The sequence below is a fragment of the Erythrobacter sp. S227 genome (genome assembly GCF_057364925.1).
On record NZ_CP200280.1, the window covers coordinates 2,289,888 to 2,308,245 of the forward strand.

The 18,358-nt window shown below is 58.1% G+C and carries 15 protein-coding genes; 9 read left to right on the top strand and 6 right to left on the bottom strand.

All coding sequences use genetic code 11. The annotated features are described in order from the left end of the window. Window positions 1-144: 144 nt before the first annotated feature. Window positions 145-1,554: a putative O-glycosylation ligase, exosortase A system-associated gene (locus AC0V6Q_RS10785; protein ID WP_486168381.1), complete on the bottom strand. Its 1,410-nt coding sequence runs from the start codon at window positions 1,552-1,554 to the stop codon at window positions 145-147. After that, window positions 1,551-1,754 (bottom strand): hypothetical protein, encoded by a 204-nt coding sequence (locus AC0V6Q_RS10790; RefSeq protein WP_486168382.1) that lies wholly within the window; start codon window positions 1,752-1,754, stop codon window positions 1,551-1,553. The genes AC0V6Q_RS10785 and AC0V6Q_RS10790 overlap by 4 nt, the downstream gene beginning before the upstream one ends. Window positions 1,755-1,819: 65 nt before the next feature. On the opposite strand from AC0V6Q_RS10790, the gene AC0V6Q_RS10795 reads away from it, so the two are divergent. The 6 genes from AC0V6Q_RS10795 (at window position 1,820) to AC0V6Q_RS10820 (ending at window position 12,928) form a co-directional block, all read left to right on the top strand. Then, window positions 1,820-3,085, top strand: a complete 1,266-nt coding sequence (locus tag AC0V6Q_RS10795; RefSeq protein WP_486168383.1) for a TIGR04063 family PEP-CTERM/XrtA system glycosyltransferase — start codon at window positions 1,820-1,822, stop codon at window positions 3,083-3,085. Window positions 3,086-3,133: 48 nt separating this feature from the next. Next, window positions 3,134-4,393: a hypothetical protein gene (locus AC0V6Q_RS10800; protein ID WP_486168384.1), complete on the top strand. Its 1,260-nt coding sequence runs from the start codon at window positions 3,134-3,136 to the stop codon at window positions 4,391-4,393. Between the two features lie 244 nt (window positions 4,394-4,637). After that, window positions 4,638-9,278 carry a glutamate synthase large subunit gene (gltB, locus tag AC0V6Q_RS10805; RefSeq protein WP_486168385.1) on the top strand — a complete coding sequence of 1,547 codons (4,641 nt, stop codon included), beginning with the start codon at window positions 4,638-4,640 and terminating at the stop codon, window positions 9,276-9,278. 11 nt (window positions 9,279-9,289) lie between these two features. Further along, entirely contained in the window at window positions 9,290-10,741 is a 1,452-nt protein-coding gene (locus tag AC0V6Q_RS10810) for a glutamate synthase subunit beta (RefSeq protein ID WP_486168386.1), read from the top strand. A gap of 170 nt (window positions 10,742-10,911) precedes the next feature. After that, window positions 10,912-12,168, top strand: a complete 1,257-nt coding sequence (locus tag AC0V6Q_RS10815; RefSeq protein ID WP_486168387.1) for a carbohydrate porin — start codon at window positions 10,912-10,914, stop codon at window positions 12,166-12,168. 61 nt (window positions 12,169-12,229) lie between these two features. Further along, a complete protein-coding gene (locus AC0V6Q_RS10820; protein WP_486168388.1) occupies window positions 12,230-12,928 on the top strand; it encodes a hypothetical protein in 699 nt (232 codons plus the stop codon). A gap of 6 nt (window positions 12,929-12,934) precedes the next feature. Here the strand turns inward: AC0V6Q_RS10820 and AC0V6Q_RS10825 are convergent, their stop codons facing one another. From AC0V6Q_RS10825 to ung, 3 genes are read right to left on the bottom strand one after another with little or no spacing between them, the layout of a single operon-like run. Then, window positions 12,935-13,726: an enoyl-CoA hydratase gene (locus AC0V6Q_RS10825; RefSeq protein WP_486168389.1), complete on the bottom strand. Its 792-nt coding sequence runs from the start codon at window positions 13,724-13,726 to the stop codon at window positions 12,935-12,937. A 24-nt stretch (window positions 13,727-13,750) separates the two neighbouring features. Continuing rightward, window positions 13,751-14,077 (bottom strand): TraR/DksA family transcriptional regulator, encoded by a 327-nt coding sequence (locus AC0V6Q_RS10830; protein ID WP_486168390.1) that lies wholly within the window; start codon window positions 14,075-14,077, stop codon window positions 13,751-13,753. Next, window positions 14,074-14,760 carry a uracil-DNA glycosylase gene (ung, locus tag AC0V6Q_RS10835; protein WP_486168391.1) on the bottom strand — a complete coding sequence of 229 codons (687 nt, stop codon included), beginning with the start codon at window positions 14,758-14,760 and terminating at the stop codon, window positions 14,074-14,076. The genes AC0V6Q_RS10830 and ung overlap by 4 nt, the downstream gene beginning before the upstream one ends. A 116-nt stretch (window positions 14,761-14,876) precedes the next feature. Between ung and AC0V6Q_RS10840 the strand changes: the two genes are divergently transcribed. From AC0V6Q_RS10840 to AC0V6Q_RS10850, 3 genes are read left to right on the top strand one after another with little or no spacing between them, the layout of a single operon-like run. Next, entirely contained in the window at window positions 14,877-15,512 is a 636-nt protein-coding gene (locus tag AC0V6Q_RS10840) for a ribonuclease D (RefSeq protein WP_486168392.1), read from the top strand. A gap of 12 nt (window positions 15,513-15,524) precedes the next feature. Continuing rightward, window positions 15,525-16,190, top strand: a complete 666-nt coding sequence (gene lptC / locus AC0V6Q_RS10845; protein WP_486168393.1) for an LPS export ABC transporter periplasmic protein LptC — start codon at window positions 15,525-15,527, stop codon at window positions 16,188-16,190. Beyond that, window positions 16,190-16,765: an LptA/OstA family protein gene (locus AC0V6Q_RS10850; RefSeq protein WP_486168394.1), complete on the top strand. Its 576-nt coding sequence runs from the start codon at window positions 16,190-16,192 to the stop codon at window positions 16,763-16,765. Before lptC ends, AC0V6Q_RS10850 begins: the two co-directional genes overlap by 1 nt. A 93-nt stretch (window positions 16,766-16,858) precedes the next feature. Here the strand turns inward: AC0V6Q_RS10850 and AC0V6Q_RS10855 are convergent, their stop codons facing one another. Then, complete coding sequence (locus tag AC0V6Q_RS10855; protein WP_486168395.1) at window positions 16,859-18,262, bottom strand: exopolysaccharide biosynthesis polyprenyl glycosylphosphotransferase; 1,404 nt, start codon at window positions 18,260-18,262, stop codon at window positions 16,859-16,861. Between the last annotated feature and the right edge of the window lie 96 nt (window positions 18,263-18,358).

The following is an 18,358-nucleotide window of genomic DNA, read 5'->3' on the forward strand; positions in this document are numbered from 1 at the left end:
GCGTGGGCGAAAGCCACGCTCGCGCGGTTTACGTTTACGTTAAGTTGGGAGCATCTTTGGCAGGCGCAAGCGCCAAACGCAACGATAAAGCGCCGGAATGATTTGGGGCTGAAGGGCTTGGAGCCTTGTGCCGTTACGGCATGCCTAGATTTGGGCTAGATCAGGACTGGATTTGCGGGAACTTGCGCGGCGAGGAGTGCGTCCTCTCGGGTGATCAGAGACGCTGTCGGCGACCAGCTCGCGTTTGGCCGAATCAAGCCGGGTGACATAAGAGTAAAGCCCGATCTGAAGCCCGACGATCATCAGCATAACCGGCTGATAGCCAATCCCCTGGAAGGTTGCGCCCACGAGGTAGATCAGGCTTGCGATTTGCAGGGCAGCCGCAAGCGGCGAAATCCAGGCTTCGCTCTCCTCGGTCTTGCCTTTCCAACGCCTGTAGGTCTTCTCCATCTGCCACACGCCAAGTCCGTGGAGCAGCAGCCACAGGATGAGACCGGGATAGCCTTGTTCGCCCAGCAATTCGAAGAAGGACGAATGGAAGGCGCGTCCCTCATCGGTGATTTCGCGATATTGCGTCGTGGTCGTGTTGCCGTTCTGCTCGCGCACGGGCATGGTGTAAGTGAACGAGTTGGCACGATAGCTGTCAAACCCGCCACCAAGCGGATTTTCCGACGCATAATCGAGAGTCCATTTCCAAACCTGCATCCGCGTCGAGGCGCTTTCATCGCCGCCGGGCTCTGCAATGGTGGCCATGCGTTCATAGTAACTCTGCGGCAAAAACGGCAGAGCCATAAGGCCAAGCACGGGAGCCGCTGCGATAAACATCAGCCGCTTTTCGGTATAGCGCAGCAGAAAAACGCCAAGCGCAGCGATGCACAACAGGCCGGTGCGCGCCTCGGTTCCGATAGGGATCAGTAGGCACGCGAAACACAGGGCTACAGCAAAGACCGTCACCGTCCAATGCGGCTTGATAATGGTCCCAAACCGGGTGAACCACATGATCACAGGGATCAGGCCAATCGCGACGGTCGCAAGCGTAGAGCTTTCGTAAATCCCGCTGTTGTCTTTGACGAAGAATTTAAGCGAGCCATAACCGCCCCCTCCCAACACCGTCTTCATACCGGTCGAGATCACGATCATCCCTACGGTCAAGACCAATGTGAGCGCCAGCGCTTCGATGCGTTGCCTTGTCGTGATTGTGAAGGGCAGGAAGATGGCAAAGACCATCGCCTTCCACACCCAATCCCATTTGGTTGCCGCCTCCTCGGGGAAATCGGCAAATTGCAGTGTGACAAAACACCAAATCAGCAAGAGCAGCAAAAGCCCCTGCCTGACGCTAAAACGTGCACCCTCTTTTTTGTCGAACAGTAACCAGCCTACGAAGGCTGCTCCAAAGGCGATGAGGGACACCTGCACGCTCTGGATGACGCCATAGCCAATACGTTGGGGTGCCAGAATGTCGATGTAGACATAGAGCAGCACCCATAAATACGGGCGCTTGAGGCCAAGGGCCAACACAAAGCCGATAAAGGCGAGGAAGACGAAATCGATCATTGCCCTGGCGCGGCCTCTTCATTTGGAGAAGGTGCCTTGCTCTTTCGCCGATTGGTCCCCGTTTTGGGCTTTTTGGCTTCAGCTGCTGCTTTGAGCTCGCTGATCGCAGGATCGACATCGAGACTGTCGCGCATCACCAGCCGCAAGAATGCGAGCACAAGCAGGCCATGCCCGAGCGCGAGAGCAAAATAGTCAATCATCGCCCTGCGCTTTACGGCAATGCGGTTGACGCGGCGTTAAGCACAATCGGTTTATATCGCTGGCCATGACACGGATTCTGCACGTTCTTGACCATTCGCTCCCGCTTCACAGCGGATACACTTTCCGCACGCGCGCCATCTTGAAAGCTCAGGAAGCGGCGGGGCTGGAAGTGCGTGGAATTACTTCGCAGCGCCACAATAACGAAGCGGAATGGACAACCGCAGAAGAGACCTTTGATGGCCTCACCTTTCACCGCACCGCTGGAACGCCGCGGGGCTTTACAGGAGTGTCAGAATTTCGCGAGATGGCGGCGCTGAAGGATGCAATCCTCGAGCTTGCCAAAGATTGGCGCCCCGATGTGATCCATGCCCATTCGCCAGCCCTATGCGGCGGCGGCGCAATGCGGGCAGCGCGCCAGCTTGGCGTGCCGTTTGTCTATGAAATCCGCGCCTTTTGGGAAGATGCAGCGGTGGGCAACCTCACCGGCAGCGAAGGGTCGATCAAGTACCGCCTGACCCGAACGCTCGAGACACAAATTGCGTCGGGAGCTGATGCGGTGTTCACTATTTGCAACGGCCTTCGCGATGATCTGATCGAGCGCGGCATCCCCGGAGGCAAGATCGGTGTGATGCCCAATGGCGTGGACCTCACTTTGTTCGGAGAACCCGGCCCGCGCGATGACAGCCTTGCGGCTGAACTTGGGCTGTCACCTAAGACACCTGTCATCGGCTACATCGGCAGTTTCTACGACTACGAAGGCGTCGATGATCTGATCGCAGCGATGCCCATATTGCGCCAGTCGCATCCGGATGCGCGCCTGCTTTTGGTGGGCGCAGGCAATCTAGATGAGGAGTGGCGGGCCGCGGCTGCCGCTCTTCCTGAACCAGAGGCTGTGATCTTCACCGGACGCGTGCCGCATGATCAGGTTGAACGCTATTATTCACTCATCGATGTGCTGGCCTACCCTCGCAAACACTCAAGGCTTACCGACCTCGTCACGCCTTTGAAGCCGCTTGAGGCGATGGCACAGAGACGGTTGGTGGCGGCCTCGAACGTGGGCGGTCACCGTGAGCTTATCACCCACGGTGAAACAGGCATTTTGTTTGAACCCGATGATCCAGCGGCCTGCGCAGAAGCGCTCGCCGACCTCTTCGAGCGTCGTTCAGAGTGGGACAGGTTAAAGGCCAACGGCCTTGCCTGCGTAAAAACACGGCATGACTGGCTTTTGAATGCGCGGCGTTATCTCGATGTTTACCATATCCTTTTAGCGCAAAGCCTGGACGTGAGCACACCGCAAGTGGTGGGCCGCGATCAGGGGTTACAGGCCTAAGGCGCGAGCATAAGCGCCAACGGGCCGAGAAAAAGGCAAATAAGCGCAATGCGATCGAGCAATCATATCGGCAAAATTGTAAGGCAGCACGCAGTGGCCGTGGAGCACGGCAAATCTGTGTCACGCAAAAGCAAGGGCAAAAGTAGCCCGAGCAAGCTTGCTTCGTTCGCAGCCGTCCCCAAGCACCGTGCTTTTGTGCCGATGGTGACGATCTGGGGCGGTTTGCTTCTGGCGTTGATGACCGCGGTCTTGCCCGATCAACCGATTGCACGCGTTTCATCACTCACCGGTATTTACCTTCCCTTGTTGATGACGCGTATAATCGTCTGTGTCGGGATCGGTCTTGCCGGCGCGCTTCTTGGTTACATCGTTGCAAGCGCGCTTTCGCACAGGGCAAAGCTGATGGACGGCGACGGCGGTGTCGTATCGGCCTTCAAGTCGCGCGATCTCCAACCAATCAATCCCGCCTCTGATCTGGGCAGCGAAAGCCTCGATGCGCCGCTCGATGCATCCAAGCCAAGCGAAATTGCCGAGCCTGCTGAATTTTCCGAGATGGAAGATGGAGCTTTCGCCTGTGAAGCGGCGGGCGACGATAACTCGAAGCGTGAACCCAAGCTCGGCGAACTGGCACAGCGCGGCTATGATATCGAAGCGCCAGAGGACATCGACCATGCAAATGAGCGCGCAAATGAGCGCGAAGAAAAGGGCGGATGGGCCTTTACCCGCAAGCATTTCAAGGACGCGCTGATCGAATCATGCGAAGGTGCAACATGTGAAGCCGCTCAGAGCCCTGACACGGCTGCTCAGCCAGTCGGAGCGCAGGAACCACAAAACGCCTCACCAAAACCTCGCTCCCTTGATCTTGGTGAATTTGCGTCGATGCCAAAGCGTAACGGTGTTTGGGTCGAAGATGTGCCGGAAGCTCCCGCAACTCCCGAAGCGAGCACTCCTGTCGCCACTGCACCTGAGACCGAAGTCGAAGCTGTCGAAACCGTCGCCAAAGAACCAGAGAACGCTCTGGAGAAACTGCGCCAAAAGCCTGCCGAAAACTTGAGCCTGGTCGAAATGGTCGAGCGTTTTGCTGGCGCGTTACACGATCACCAAGCCAAAGAACGCGCGCACGCAGCCGGCAGCGAGATCGCTCGTGAAGCTGCCCTGGCAGAAGCGCTGAAGGCGCTGGCCCTGTTTACAGAGCGCGGCTTTGATCAAAGCGCAAAGGCACGCACGAACGACAATGTGCTTGGCCAGACCGAGGAAGAATTGCGCAGCGCCCTGGCACGTTTGCAGGACCTACGCGGAGCGGCTTAAGCACGCGATTCTGACTGAGATTGCGCGTTTTTTGCAACTGGTCTTGCGTAAAGAAACCAAAAATTGGGCCATGGTGAAATAAAATTTCACTGTTCGCGGTTGCAATACAGATATTCCATCTGCAATAGAGGTTCCAAGCGGAGCCCACTTACCTTGAGGTGCGTGGGGCCGATGTTTTCGCCACTGCCGCGCCATGAGCGCATGAGCCATCGAGCAGTGGCATCTGACAGATTGGAACCTCGCCATGGGATACCCAGATTCCCAGGGTCTTTACGACCCGGTCAATGAACATGACGCCTGCGGAGTAGGCATGGTCGCCCATATCAAGGGCGAGAAAAGCCATGCCATTATCGAGCAGGCGCTCCAGATTCTTGAGCGGATTGACCACCGGGGCGCGGTGGGTGCTGACCCGCTTCTGGGGGATGGCGCAGGGCTGCTTATGCAGATCCCCGATCCAATCATGCGCAAATGGGCAGACGCACACGATGTAAACCTACCCCCAGCGGGCGAATACGGCGTTGCCATGTGCTTTATGCCGCAGGATGAGGCTGCGCGCGCGTTCGTCACCGAACAGTTTGAGAAATTCACCGCCAAAGAAGGGCAAGTCCTGCTCGGCTGGCGCGATGTACCCACGAGCCTTGATGGCCTTGGCAAGGCGGTTATCGATTCGATGCCCGTCATCCAACAAGCGATCATCGGCAAAGGCGACAATTGCGAAGACCAAGACGCGTTTGAACGTAAGCTCCTCGTGATCCGCAAGCAGGTGCAGAACCCACTCGCGAAACTCGCCGAAAAGCACGATCTGCCGGGTCTCACCGACCTATATGTGCCGAGCTTCTCCAGCCGCACAATCGTCTACAAAGGGCTTCTTTTGTGTGAGCAGGTGCGCAGTTTCTACGATGATTTGCGCGATCCGGATTGCATCTCGGCGTTAGGCCTCGTCCACCAGCGTTTCTCGACCAACACTTTCCCAAGCTGGCGTTTGGCTCACCCATTCCGCCTGATCGCGCACAATGGTGAGATCAACACCGTGCGCGGCAATGTGAACTGGATGAACGCGCGCCGCCGCACGATGGAGAGCGACCTTCTGGGGCCGGACCTTGATAAGATGTGGCCGATCATCCCGCACGGGCAATCGGACACCGCCTGCCTTGATAACGCATTGGAATTGCTGCTTGCAGGCGGGTACAGCCTCGCGCACGCCATGATGATGCTGATCCCGGAAGCATGGGCCAAAAACACCCAGATGGATCAGGCTCGCCGCGCGTTTTACGAGTATCACGCCGCCCTAATGGAGCCTTGGGATGGTCCGGCAGCGGTGTGCTTTACCGATGGTCGCCAAATCGGTGCGACATTGGACCGCAATGGCCTTCGCCCGGCGCGTTTCTGTGTCACCAAAGACGATATCGTGTGCCTCGCCTCGGAAAGCGGCGTTCTGCCGTTTGCTGAGGAAGACATCACCCGCAAATGGCGTTTGCAGCCCGGCAAAATGCTCCTGATCGACCTTGAGCAAGGCCGCATTGTCGAGGACGAAGAGCTCAAAGCGGACCTTGCGAACGCAGAACCTTATGCCGATTGGCTGAAGCAAGCGCAGTATAAGCTTGCCGAAATCAGCGAGATCGAGCCTGAGCTTTCCGAAGTGCCGGTGAGCGAAACGACCCTGCTCCAACGCCAGCAAGCCTTTGGATACACTCAGGAAGATGTGAGCAAATTTTTGGAGCCGATGGCGGTCAAGGCCGATGATCCGATTGGTTCGATGGGCACCGACACGCCGATTGCAGTGCTCTCGAACAAGGCGCGTCTGCTCTACGACTACTTCAAACAGAACTTTGCGCAGGTGACCAACCCGCCAATTGACCCGATCCGCGAAGAGCTTGTGATGAGCCTTCTGTCGATGATCGGTCCGCGCCCCAATTTGCTGGGCCATGATGCGGGGACGCACAAGCGGCTTGAGGTGGAACAGCCGATCCTCACCAATGACGATCTGGCGAAAATCCGCTCAGTCGAAGCCAATCTCGACGGCGCGTTCCGTTGCACCACCATCGACATGACATGGGATGCGAGCGCCGGGGCCGAGGGTCTTGAGATGGCGATCAAGGAAATGTGCTGGGCCGCGACCGAAGCGGTGCTGCAGGACCAGAACATCCTTGTGATTTCTGACCGCGCACAAAGCCAGGACCGTGTACCCATGCCAGCGCTTCTCGCGACGGCTGCCGTGCACCACCACCTCGTGCGTCAGGGCCTGCGGATGCAAACCGGGCTCGTCGTTGAAACCGGCGAAGCGCGCGAAGTACACCACTTCTGTGTGCTCGCAGGATACGGCGCTGAGGCGATTAACCCTTACGTCGCATTCGAAACGCTTGAGGACATCCGCGCCAAGAAACACTCCGAGCTTTCAGAGCAAGAGGTCCAGCAGAACTACATCAAAGCGGTCGGCAAAGGCATCCGCAAGGTCATGTCCAAAATGGGCATCTCGACCTATCAGTCCTATTGCGGGGCGCAGATTTTTGACGCGGTCGGGCTGTCGTCCGAATTTGTCGCAAAGTATTTCACCGGCACCGCGACCACCATCGAAGGTGTTGGCCTTGAGCAAGTCGCCGAAGAAGCCATCCGTCGCCACGCGCAAGCCTATGGTGACAATCCGCTCTACAAAGGCATGCTCGATGTGGGCGGTATCTACCAATACCGTCTGCGCGGTGAAGAGCACGCCTGGACGCCCGAAAACGTTGCGCAATTGCAGCACGCTGTGCGCGGCAATGACTGGTCGAATTATGAAGAGTTTGCACGAAGCGTAAACGATCAGAACGAGCGCCTGCTCTCGATCCGCGGTCTGATGGAATTCAAGAAGGCCGATGATCCCATCCCTCTTGATGAAGTCGAGCCCGCGTCTGAAATCGTCAAGCGCTTCTCCACCGGCGCGATGAGCCTGGGCTCGATCAGCCACGAAGCGCACTCCACCATGGCAATCGCGATGAACCGCATCGGCGGGCGCTCGAACACGGGCGAAGGGGGCGAGGAACCGTTCCGCTTCAAGCCTATGGAAAACGGCGATTCGATGCGCAGCCGCATCAAGCAGGTGGCTTCGGGCCGCTTTGGTGTGACCGCTGAATATCTCGCCAATTCCGACGATATCCAGATCAAGATGGCGCAAGGCGCAAAGCCGGGCGAAGGCGGTCAGCTTCCGGGTCACAAGGTCGACAAGCGCATTGGCGCGGTGCGCCACTCGACGCCGGGCGTGGGCCTTATCTCCCCGCCGCCGCACCACGACATCTACTCGATCGAAGACCTCGCGCAGCTGATCCACGACCTTAAAAACGTGCAGCCATCTGCGCGCATTTCGGTCAAGCTTGTTTCCGAAGTTGGCGTGGGCACAGTTGCAGCTGGCGTGTCGAAGTCCAAAGCCGATCACCTTACGATCTCGGGCTATGACGGCGGAACCGGCGCATCACCGCTGACGTCGCTGACACACGCGGGCTCTCCTTGGGAGATCGGCCTTGCCGAGACGCAGCAAACGCTGCTTCTTAACGATTTGCGGAGCCGTATCGCGGTGCAGGTTGACGGCGGGCTTCGCACGGGCCGCGATGTGGCTATCGGCGCGCTGCTTGGCGCGGATGAGTTCGGCTTTGCCACCGCGCCTCTGATCGCAGCTGGCTGCATCATGATGCGCAAATGCCACCTCAACACCTGCCCAGTGGGCGTCGCGACACAGGACCCTGTCCTTCGCGCGCGATTCACCGGACAGCCAGAGCATGTGGTCAACTACATGTTCTTCGTCGCCGAAGAACTGCGTCAGATCATGGCCGAAATGGGCTTCCGCACGGTTGATGAGATGGTGGGCCGGGTCGACCGTCTCGACATGACCCGGATGCACCGCCACTGGAAAGCGCGCGGGATCAATCTTGACCGGCTGCTGTTCGCACCAGCCCTCGAAGAAGGCACGCCGCTCAACCACACCGAGACGCAAGACCACGGGCTTGCCGCAGCGCTCGACAACAAGTTCATCGCGGACGCGCACGAAGCGATCAGCGCCAAGACACCGGTGGAGCTCAATTACGAGATCCGCAACGTCAACCGAACCGCTGGCACCATGCTGTCTGGTGAGATTGCCAAGATGCACGGGCACGAAGGGCTTCCCGTCGATACGCTGCGCATCAATCTGACCGGCGTTGCTGGCCAAAGCTTTGGCGCATGGCTTGCCCATGGCGTCACGCTCGACCTTGTCGGGGACGCCAATGACTATGTCGGCAAGGGCCTATCGGGCGGTCGCATCGTCGTTCGCCCACCCGAAAATGCACCGCGCGCAGCGAATGAGAATATCATCGTTGGCAACACCGTGCTCTACGGCGCGATCTCGGGCGAGGCCTATTTCTCGGGCGTTGGCGGAGAGCGTTTCGCCGTTCGCAACTCGGGCGCGATTGCTGTCGTCGAGGGAACGGGCGATCACACCTGCGAATACATGACCGGCGGGGTTGTCGTCGTGCTCGGCAAGACGGGCCGCAATTTCGCAGCAGGCATGAGCGGCGGTGTCGCCTATGTCTATGACGCGGAAGGCAATTTTTCCGACCTCGTGAACCGCGCGCAGGTTGAATTGGAGGCGATCTCAAACCAGCCGGACGAGGATGAAGGAATGGGTCGTCCCACCCATCGCACCCGCTCGGTCAATGATCTCGGCATGGGAGACATGCTGCGTCACGATGCAGAGCGGCTGCGTATCTTGGTAGAGCGCCACCAGCTTCACACCGGCAGCAAGGTCGCCTCTGACCTGCTCGCCGACTGGGACAACGCGCTCACCAAATTCGTGAAGGTAATGCCAACCGACTACAAACGCGCCCTCGAAGCGCTTGAGGCCGAACGCCTTGAAGCGGCAAGCGTGGCAGCGGAATAAAGGTTAGACAGATGGGTAAAGACACAGGCTTCCTCGAACTCGACCGGCGTGATCGCGATTATCTCGACCCCAAAGAACGGCTCAATAATTACCGCGAATTCGTGGTGCAGCCCGATGACGAGACGCTGACCAGTCAGGCCTCGCGCTGCATGGATTGCGGAATCCCCTATTGTCACAACGGCTGTCCGGTGAACAATATGATCCCGGACTGGAACCACCTCGTCTACGAAAACGATTGGAAGAACGCTTTGCACGTTCTCCATTCAACCAACAATTTCCCGGAGTTCACTGGTCGTATTTGCCCCGCGCCTTGCGAGGCGTCGTGCACGCTCAACATCGTCGATCAGCCCGTCACGATCAAATCCATCGAATGCGCGATTGTCGATCGCGGGTGGAAAGAGGGATGGGTTACGCCGCAAGTGCCTGAGAAAAAGACCGGCAAATCAGTTGCCGTCGTGGGCTCAGGCCCCGCTGGTATGGCCGCCGCCCAACAATTGGCGCGCGCCGGCCACTCGGTCACGCTGTTCGAGAAGAACGACCGCATCGGCGGGCTTCTTCGTTATGGCATTCCAGATTTCAAAATGGAAAAACACCTCATCAACCGGCGCTGTCAGCAGATGGAAGCCGAAGGGGTATCGTTCAAAACCAGCAAAGAAGTGGGCGTCGATATCTCGTTCCAGTCCTTGCAGGAAAACTATGACGCAGTGGTGCTATCAGGCGGCGCGGAGAATGCACGCCAGTTGCAGATTCCTGGCGCTGAATTGAATGGCGTTCGCTTGGCGATGGAATTCCTGACCCAGCAGAATAAGCGTAACGCAGGCGACGACGAAGCCCGAGCCGCTCCGCGCGGAACACTCAAGGCCACAGGCAAGCATGTCGTCGTGATCGGCGGCGGTGACACGGGCTCTGACTGTGTTGGTACCTCCAACCGTCAGGGCGCCGCTTCGGTTACACAGCTTGAGATCATGCCCAAGCCTCCTGAAAAAGAGGACAAGGCAATGACGTGGCCGAACTGGCCGTTAAAACTTCGCACCTCGTCGAGCCACGAAGAAGGCGTCGAGCGCGATTGGGCGGTCCTGACCAAACGCGTTGTGGGCGACGGCGAGAAAGTCACCGGCCTTGAATGCGCGCGGGTCGAATGGGTGAAAGATGACAACGGCCAGCACCAGATGCGCGAAGTTGTCGGCAGCGAATTCACGATCCCAGCGGACCTCATCTTCCTTGCAATGGGCTTTGTTGGTCCGATCAAAGCGGGCCTTCTCGACCAATCGGGTGTAGAGCTTACCGATCGCGGCAATGTCGCAGCGAATGAAGAAAACTACGCCACCAGCGTCGAGAACGTGTTCGCCTGCGGCGACATGCGCAGGGGCCAAAGCCTGGTGGTCTGGGCCATTCGCGAAGGACGCCAGTGTGCACGCGCCGTCGACGAAGCTCTCATGGGAGTGACTGAATTACCGCGATAAATACCACGCACTCGTTGCGGTGATATTATTGATACAGCGGTACATAAAGTGCAGTCCGCGTCAGAATAGTCTAACGAACTGCCTTGATTTTCACTTCCTTAATCGGCCATCTATATTGCCGATAAGGAAGGCACAGTGCAGGGTGCCTCTGAGAGAGGATCAAAGAGGCAATGATTATCTGCAAGGGCAGCGCAATGCGCGTATGCCAGGTGTTTTTTAGCTCGGTTGCATTGGCGGCCGCAGCGCCCGCTTTGGCGCAAGCTACTCCCGAAGACGCAGAGCCTTTGCCCGAAGCAGATGTCACCCCGCCGCCGCTTGCTGAAAAAACAGATCCGGTCGATGTTGAATTTGTTGCCTCCCACATTGCCGACTTACCCGTCTCGGGGGATGCCGATACGACCCTGCGCTATGGTGGGCGCATCGACGGTTTCATCAGAGCCAATGCAAGCGCAATTGGCGGGTCATCCAACCTCACTTTGAATCTGCGCCCAGAATTTCGTTGGGGCGAGGATTCCAATGGAGAAATCGGCCTTGTCCCGGGCAACACCGCCTTGTTCAGGGGCGAGGGCAGAGGCAAAGTCGATTTGTCCGCCAGCCTTGAATACAAATGGAAGAACGGCACCACTCTCGAAGTGGGCAAGATGAACCTTCTGGATGTCTCTGCCGCTATCCCGCTGATCGAAAGCAACGGTCACTTCGGCTTTCAAAATCTTGGCATCGCATTGCCGCCCTCTGGCGTTGCCCCGAACACGGTCACAGGCGCAATGCTGACGGTGCCGAAGGGCAAAACGCTGTACCGGCTTTGGGTGTTTGATGTGGATTCCCAATACCAGCGCAGCGGACTGGAAGACCCGTTCAGGAACGGCGTCGCGTTCCTGGCATCCGCCACGAAAATCACCAGTATCGGGGGCAATCCGGGCTATTACACCTTTGCTCTTGTCGGTTCGACACGCGACGATTTTGCCCGCGATATCCTGCCAAGCGCGCTCACCCCGCCCCCGCAGCCAATTGGCACATTCGGCAATGAAAGCGGCGAGCTCGCGGTGCAGCTTTCCGCCTATCAATATGTCGCCCGCTATGCCGAGGCTCCTGGCAAAGGTTGGGGTATTATCGCGCGTTTCCAGGCATCCATGGGAGACCCGACTTTCCTCGATTATTCCGGCTACATCGGGGTATCAGGAAACCCGCGCTTCCGCCCGCAGGACCGCTTTGGCCTCGCCTATTTTCAATATTCTCTGACCGATGAACTGGTCGAGGATGTCGCCTTCCGGTTAGGTCTTGAGGACGAGCAGGGGTTGGAGGCGTTTTACACCTATCAATTCGCCGACAAACACGGGCTCACCTTTGACATTCAAGTCGACGACAGCGCCATTGCCGCGCGCAAGACAGGCGTCACGGTCGGGCTAAGGCTGACGAGCGTATTTTGAACCAGGCTTCGCTTTTGCATCACAGGCCTGCTATCGTCCGGTGATGCATTTGAGACCTCTGTTGCTCGCTTTAGTGGCCAGCCTTCCTTCGACGGCCCTTGCCCAAGACACGCCTTCGCCCGATCAAAGTGAAGCGAAAGAAGCTTCGCAACCCCAGGAACAATCAAAGTTTGTCGGCCGGTATGACGGCAACAGCTTTGAAACAGCCATGGGCATGATAGTGCGCGAAGACGGGACGTTTGGATGGGGCCTTTCTGTAGGCGGCCTTGACCTGCGCGCCAAGGGCACTTGGCAAGAGATAAACGGCGCCATCCTTTTCATAAGCGAGCCCAAGCCGGTTGCGCCTGAGTTCGTCTGGCGAGAGGTGGAGACTACGCCCGGCGGCCCATTCTTGCGCATTGAGTGGGCGGACAGCGGCAAGCCCTTTTCCTTTGCGGATGTGCGCGGGCTTTGTGCCAATGGCGAACTCATCGTGACACCAGTTATAGACGGCGAATGGTCGCCCGGCGACACTTGCGACAAGCCGGAGACAATCGAACTCTATCTCAGAAGTTATCAGGTGCTTTCCGGACCTTTTGAGCTCAGCGGCGAACGCAAAGTGGGCGAGGGCCAGACCATTGTCTTTGATTTTCACCGCAACGATTTGGGCGTTGCTGATTTCGACGGGGTGATGGGCTGGTTGGAAAACGGCGAATTGCGCGTGGAGAGCAGCCTTGGCGCGATGACCTTGCGCAAGCTTCCGCCGCCTTCCGTCGAATAACCCTCTTTATTGAGAGCGCCCCCGCTCCTGCACCTTTGAACGGCGCGCTTCGACCTCACCGGGCGCAACTTGCGAATTGGCGGACAATGATCTCTCCGCCTCGATCGCCATCCCCTCGCCAAAGGTCACGGCAAAGCCATCGTCGATAAGCCGCTTGTAGCTGCGCAGGAATTGCGGATCGATGCTCGCCGCGTCCTGGGCAAGCTTGAGTGCCTTTGGAAGCAGCTCCTCTGGCTCCACCACATGATTGACCAGGCCCCATTTAAGAGCCGTTTCAGCGTCGAGAAAATTGCCCGTAAAGGCGAGCTCCTTTGCCCGCCCTATACCAATCATTCGCGAGAGTTTCTGGGAGAGCCCCCAGCCCGGCACAATGCCGACGCGCGCATGCGTATCGGCAAAGCGGGCATTGGTCGCCGCAATCAGGAAATCACACGCCAACGCCACCTCGAAACCGCCTGTGATCGCAACGCCGTTGACCGCACCGATGACCGGCTTGCGGCACACCTCAATGGCTTTGACAGGATTATTGGCAGGGTCCGTGTCATTCGCAGCGCCAAGCGCGCCTTCTTCGCTGCCCAGTTCTTTGAGGTCCAATCCAGCCGTGAACGCGCGCGTGCCAGCCCCCGTCAACACAACCGCATTCACCGCCCCGTCTGCGTCAGCCATCCGCATCACTTCATAAAGGCGTCTGCGAAGCGCCTTATTGATGGCATTCATGGCCTGGGGCCGATTGAGCGTGACCAGCGCGACGCCATTGTTTACCTCGTATAATACGACATCGGACGGGTTCTGGGTCATCTCAATGGCTCTCCTCTCAGGTCTTTATGCCGCGCATTTGATGCATGTCGGGGTGCTCGGGTCATACCGCAGGCGGCCTCGCGCAATCTCTTCACCGCAGCCAAGGCAATAGCCCCATTCGCCCTCTTCAATACGTTCCAGCGCGGCCTTGATCCGCACAGCCTCGGCAGCCCTGCGCCGTTCGTTGGCCTGGGCCATCGCTTGTTGCTGCATTGCATCCATTCGGCTGAGGCGCCCGACGCTGTCTTGCTGCAATTCCACCGTTTCGCGCGAATCTGCATTGGCCGCGTCCTCCTTTGCCAACGCCTCCTGGCGGGCAAGCAAGGCTGCGCGGGCTTCGTCCTTGGTCATAGCGACCAATCTATAGCCCCGCAGCCCTGGCTTTCCAAAAAGGCATTGGCTTTACTAAAGGGTTTCGAGCCGAAAAACCCGCGATGGGAAGAAAGCGGCGATGGGTGCGGGGATTTGAGGACAAGGTGATGGTTCGCTCGTCCAAGCCCCTTGACCCGGCCCGCCTTCTTCGCGGCATGGCTGCCCCACAATACAAAAACGCACGGTTTCCCTGCATCAACCACTGCTGCAACGCAGGCATCCGTGATCGCATCCCATCCGCGCCCAGCATGGCTTCCCGCCTGCCCCGCTTCGACGGTCAGGGTGTTGTTGAGCAGCAGCACGCCTTGCATTGCCCAAGGAGACAGATTGCCGGTTTGCGGGCGAGGGATACCAAGGTCACTTTCAAGCTCTTTGAAGATATTGACAAGGCTCGGCGGCTGTTTGACCCCGTCCCGCACCGAGAAGCTGAGCCCGTGCGCCTGTCCCGGCCCGTGGTAGGGATCCTGCCCAAGGATGACCACGCACACCTGATCGAGCGGCGTTGCCTCCAAAGCTGCCAAACGGGTCCCGCGCGGGGGATAGATGACCTTGCCCGCCTTCTCTTCAGCGCTGAGCCAACCGCCAAGTTTACGCGCCTCGGGCGTACCTAGCACCGGCTCCAACGCCGCGCGCCAGCTTTCCGGAATTTGATCGCTTGCCATGGGGCTTACGCTACACAGACCAGGCGGTTTGAGGCGAGACAGGCGTGACGCTCTATCCCCCTCTTTCCGGCCCCCTCTTTCCCTCTGCTTCAATGTGGCGTAGTGGCCGCAAACATATGACAGTACATTTTCACGAAGAAGACCTGGCAGACGGCGTCCTTGAAGGCACAAGCGATCTTGCGGTCGACACAGAGACCATGGGTCTTATCACTCACCGAGACCGGCTTTGCGTCGTTCAAATCTCTGATGGTTCAGGCGACGAGCACCTCGTGCGCTTTTCGCCGGGAAGCGAATATGATGCGCCGAACCTCAGCCGGATATTGGCCGACGAAAACAGGGTAAAGCTCTATCACTTTGGCCGGTTCGATCTCGCCGCGATCCAATATTATCTCGGCGTCACCGCGGGCCCTGTGTTCTGCACAAAGATCGCCAGCAAGCTCGTGCGGACCTATACCGACCGGCATGGCCTCAAAAACCTTACAGAGGAACTGCTTGGCGAGAGCATTTCCAAGCAACAGCAATCTTCGGATTGGGGCGGACCGGTATTGAACGATGCACAGCGCGACTATGCGGCATCAGACGTGCGTTTCCTCCATCGTCTGCGCGACGAACTTGTTGTACGGTTGGAGCGTGAAGGTCGAATGGAAATCGCCCAGGCCTGCTTTGATTTTCTTCCTACGCGCGCAGCGCTCGACATTGCGGGTTGGGATGGACGCGACATATTCAGCCACAATGAAGGTTTCACCAACTAAGCTTGGCGCACCATGGTCATAAAACGCCGCATCGAAACCACGCGCGCACAGGCGCTTCGCAGCAAAAGACAAGACTTTGCGACGCCGGGGGGCAGCCACGATAAGCTCGTCGGCTTCCTCGCGCGTGCATTGCCCATGGGTGTGGGCGTTCTGGCGGCCCTGATGATTATCACGCCTCTATCACCGCGCGGCGAGGTCAGCTTTCTGCTCGATCGCTCGCAGGTTTCGGTGATCGAAGAGCGTTTGAGCGTCGACAATGCAATGTACCGCGGGCGTGATGACAGCGGCCGGCCGTTCTCCATCACTGCTGGCGAAGCGGTGCAGCGATCAAGCGCCGAGGGCAAAGTGAGAATGCAAGATTTGCTGGCGCAGCTTCTTCTGGAAGACGGGCCAGCGCGTCTGTCGGCACAAGGGGGCGTCTATGACATCAACAGCGAAGTCGTCGATGTCGAAGGCACAATGCGCGTACGCACCGCCGATGGTTATGCAATCAGCGCAAGCGGGGTGCAGTTCAATCTCGAGACCCGCACAATGAGCGGGTCAAACGGCGTCGAAGGCACAGTACCCGCCGGCAATTTTTCCGCCAACACCATGAGCGGCGACCTCGATGCACGCACAATCTCGCTTGATGGGAATGCAAGGCTCACTATGGTGCCGGGTGAATTGAGGGTACCGTAATGGAACGCAAACAACACGCAAAACTGGGTAAGACCGCGCTCGCAAAAGTTGCTTTGAGCTGGGCCGCTGGCGGTCTTGCCCTGGGCGCCGTTTTGGCAGGCGGTATGACGTTGCAAGCACAAAGCATCGCCTCGCACAACACCCGCGCACCTGTGTCTTTTGACGCTGGCAGCATCGATTTCGACGACCGCGCCAACCGCGTCGTTTTGAGCGGCGGCGTCACTGTCAATCAAGCTGGGCTTATCGTGCGCTCCAACCGGATGCTTGCCAATTACACCGACGATGGCTCTTTGGACGTACAGCGCATTACCGCAAACGGCGGCGTTGTCGTGACACGCGGGAACGAGCGCGCGTCTGGCGATGTGGCGGTCTATGACTTTAACAAGCGCATCATCACAATGGCGGGCAATGTCTCGCTTAGCCGGGGCGGCGACACACTTAGCGGCGGGCGTTTGGTGATCGATCTGGCTAGCGGGCTGTCCACAATCGACGGACGCTCAGCCGGCGGCAGAACTGCTGGTGAAGAAGGATCGGGAGGCCGGGTCACCGGTACCTTCAGCGTGCCTCAAGACTAATTGTTGTTTGCCCACGCCCGCAGACGCTCCGCAATCAGCACAGCGAATGCAGGAAGGACTACCGGAGAAATCGCCTAACTCGGCGATCAGACTTTAATACGCGTTATCGTGGCTGAGGACCAAGGCTGTCTTGAACACGATCTCGATATCCCGGCGCAGCGACCAGCCCGAGATATATTCAAGGTCCGATTGCAGACGGTCGGTTAGATCCGATTCCTTCTCGGTCGCGCCGCGGTGACCGCGAACTTGTGCAAGGCCTGTAAGGCCAGGCTTCAGGCAATGCCTGCGCCAATACTGCGCATCGACTTCCCAGAAGAACTTGTTGTTCGCCCGGCTGCCCAACGCATGGGGACGCGGGCCCACAATCGACATGTCCCCTTTGAACACATTGATAAGCTGCGGGAGCTCATCGATGCTGGTCTTGCGGATAAATGCACCAATCCTGGTGATCCGGTCGTCTTCACGCCCGGTCGAACGCGCACCGTCGGCATCGTTTTTGTCGACCTTCATCGAGCGGAATTTGAACATGTTGAAGAATGTGTTGCCCCGGCCCATGCGACGCTGAACAAAGAAAACTGGCCCGCCGTCCTCAAGCTTGATCAGGATAGCGACCAAAATCAGCAAGGGTGACAACACCAGCAAAGCGCCGCCCACAATGGCGGTGTCAAACAGGCGCTTGGAGATGCGTGAGCGCAGCTTGAGCGGCCCGTTTGAAACGATCAAAGTTGTGCGATCCTGCGACTCATAATGCTGCACGCCAAGAGCGCCCAATTCGTGCGCAGGTTGGCTGACAATTTCGCCGTGGACGCCTGCCGACTTCAACAGGAAAGACCATTGCGCGCGCCGTTCGCGCGGACAGCTGACCACGACCTTGTCCTGGTTTTGCAATAGCTTGCCTAAACGATCGAACATGAAAGGATCATGACTGGTCGGATCAAGCGCGTAGTCGGAAGCCCGGATTGTCTCGCCGTGTTGGGCGGAAAAACTGGGGCCGCCGTCATCGATGACAAGCTGATTGGTTGTCCTGCCATTCCAGAATTTGTTGATGACCATCAACAAAACCCGGCGGAAGGAGACGATTGCGAGCGCCGACAAAATCAGGCCAAGCGTGACCGAAACGCGCGAGAATTCGGCGTTCGACTTGGTATAGAACGCGAGGAAATTGATGAGCGCGGTGGAAACCAGAAGCGCCGTCAAAGCGCGCTTGGAAGCGAAAATCCAGTCGCCTAGCGCCTGTCCGCCGTAACTTCCATTGTAAAGAGCGATGGTAAAGAAGACCGGCAGCATGGTCTGTGCTGCGAGCATGTTATTGGGCGAAGCCCACGTCCCATGGTAAATCAAACTAGCCGCTGCAAATGCCAGATGCAAAAGCGCCGCATCCACGATCATCATCACCGCGAAAGCACGCAAACGGCGCTTTTCCAGTGACGGCGCGATGGGTCTCGCTAGCTTTTCTGACTGTGCCGCATCAAGCAGGACACCGGTTTGTTGATTCATATCTTAACGTTTGCCACAGCAAACTCCCCTAACGCTGCACCGTTAATATCCCTTAGCTGATTCTACGTAAGAGGGGAATTTATTGCAGGTGCGAAA

Bases quoted from the DNA above. Each gene is read 5' to 3' on its own strand.
- AC0V6Q_RS10785 (WP_486168381.1), bottom strand. From the start codon at position 1,554: ATGATCGATTTCGTCTTCCTCGCCTTTATCGGCTTTGTGTTGGCCCTT.
- AC0V6Q_RS10790 (WP_486168382.1), bottom strand. From the start codon at position 1,754: ATGATTGACTATTTTGCTCTCGCGCTCGGGCATGGCCTGCTTGTGCTC.
- AC0V6Q_RS10795 (WP_486168383.1), top strand. From the start codon at position 1,820: ATGACACGGATTCTGCACGTTCTTGACCATTCGCTCCCGCTTCACAGC.
- AC0V6Q_RS10800 (WP_486168384.1), top strand. From the start codon at position 3,134: ATGCGATCGAGCAATCATATCGGCAAAATTGTAAGGCAGCACGCAGTG.
- gltB (WP_486168385.1), top strand. From the start codon at position 4,638: ATGGGATACCCAGATTCCCAGGGTCTTTACGACCCGGTCAATGAACAT.
- AC0V6Q_RS10810 (WP_486168386.1), top strand. From the start codon at position 9,290: ATGGGTAAAGACACAGGCTTCCTCGAACTCGACCGGCGTGATCGCGAT.
- AC0V6Q_RS10815 (WP_486168387.1), top strand. From the start codon at position 10,912: ATGATTATCTGCAAGGGCAGCGCAATGCGCGTATGCCAGGTGTTTTTT.
- AC0V6Q_RS10825 (WP_486168389.1), bottom strand. From the start codon at position 13,726: ATGACCCAGAACCCGTCCGATGTCGTATTATACGAGGTAAACAATGGC.
- AC0V6Q_RS10830 (WP_486168390.1), bottom strand. From the start codon at position 14,077: ATGACCAAGGACGAAGCCCGCGCAGCCTTGCTTGCCCGCCAGGAGGCG.
- ung (WP_486168391.1), bottom strand. From the start codon at position 14,760: ATGGCAAGCGATCAAATTCCGGAAAGCTGGCGCGCGGCGTTGGAGCCG.
- AC0V6Q_RS10840 (WP_486168392.1), top strand. From the start codon at position 14,877: ATGACAGTACATTTTCACGAAGAAGACCTGGCAGACGGCGTCCTTGAA.
- lptC (WP_486168393.1), top strand. From the start codon at position 15,525: ATGGTCATAAAACGCCGCATCGAAACCACGCGCGCACAGGCGCTTCGC.
- AC0V6Q_RS10850 (WP_486168394.1), top strand. From the start codon at position 16,190: ATGGAACGCAAACAACACGCAAAACTGGGTAAGACCGCGCTCGCAAAA.
- AC0V6Q_RS10855 (WP_486168395.1), bottom strand. From the start codon at position 18,262: ATGAATCAACAAACCGGTGTCCTGCTTGATGCGGCACAGTCAGAAAAG.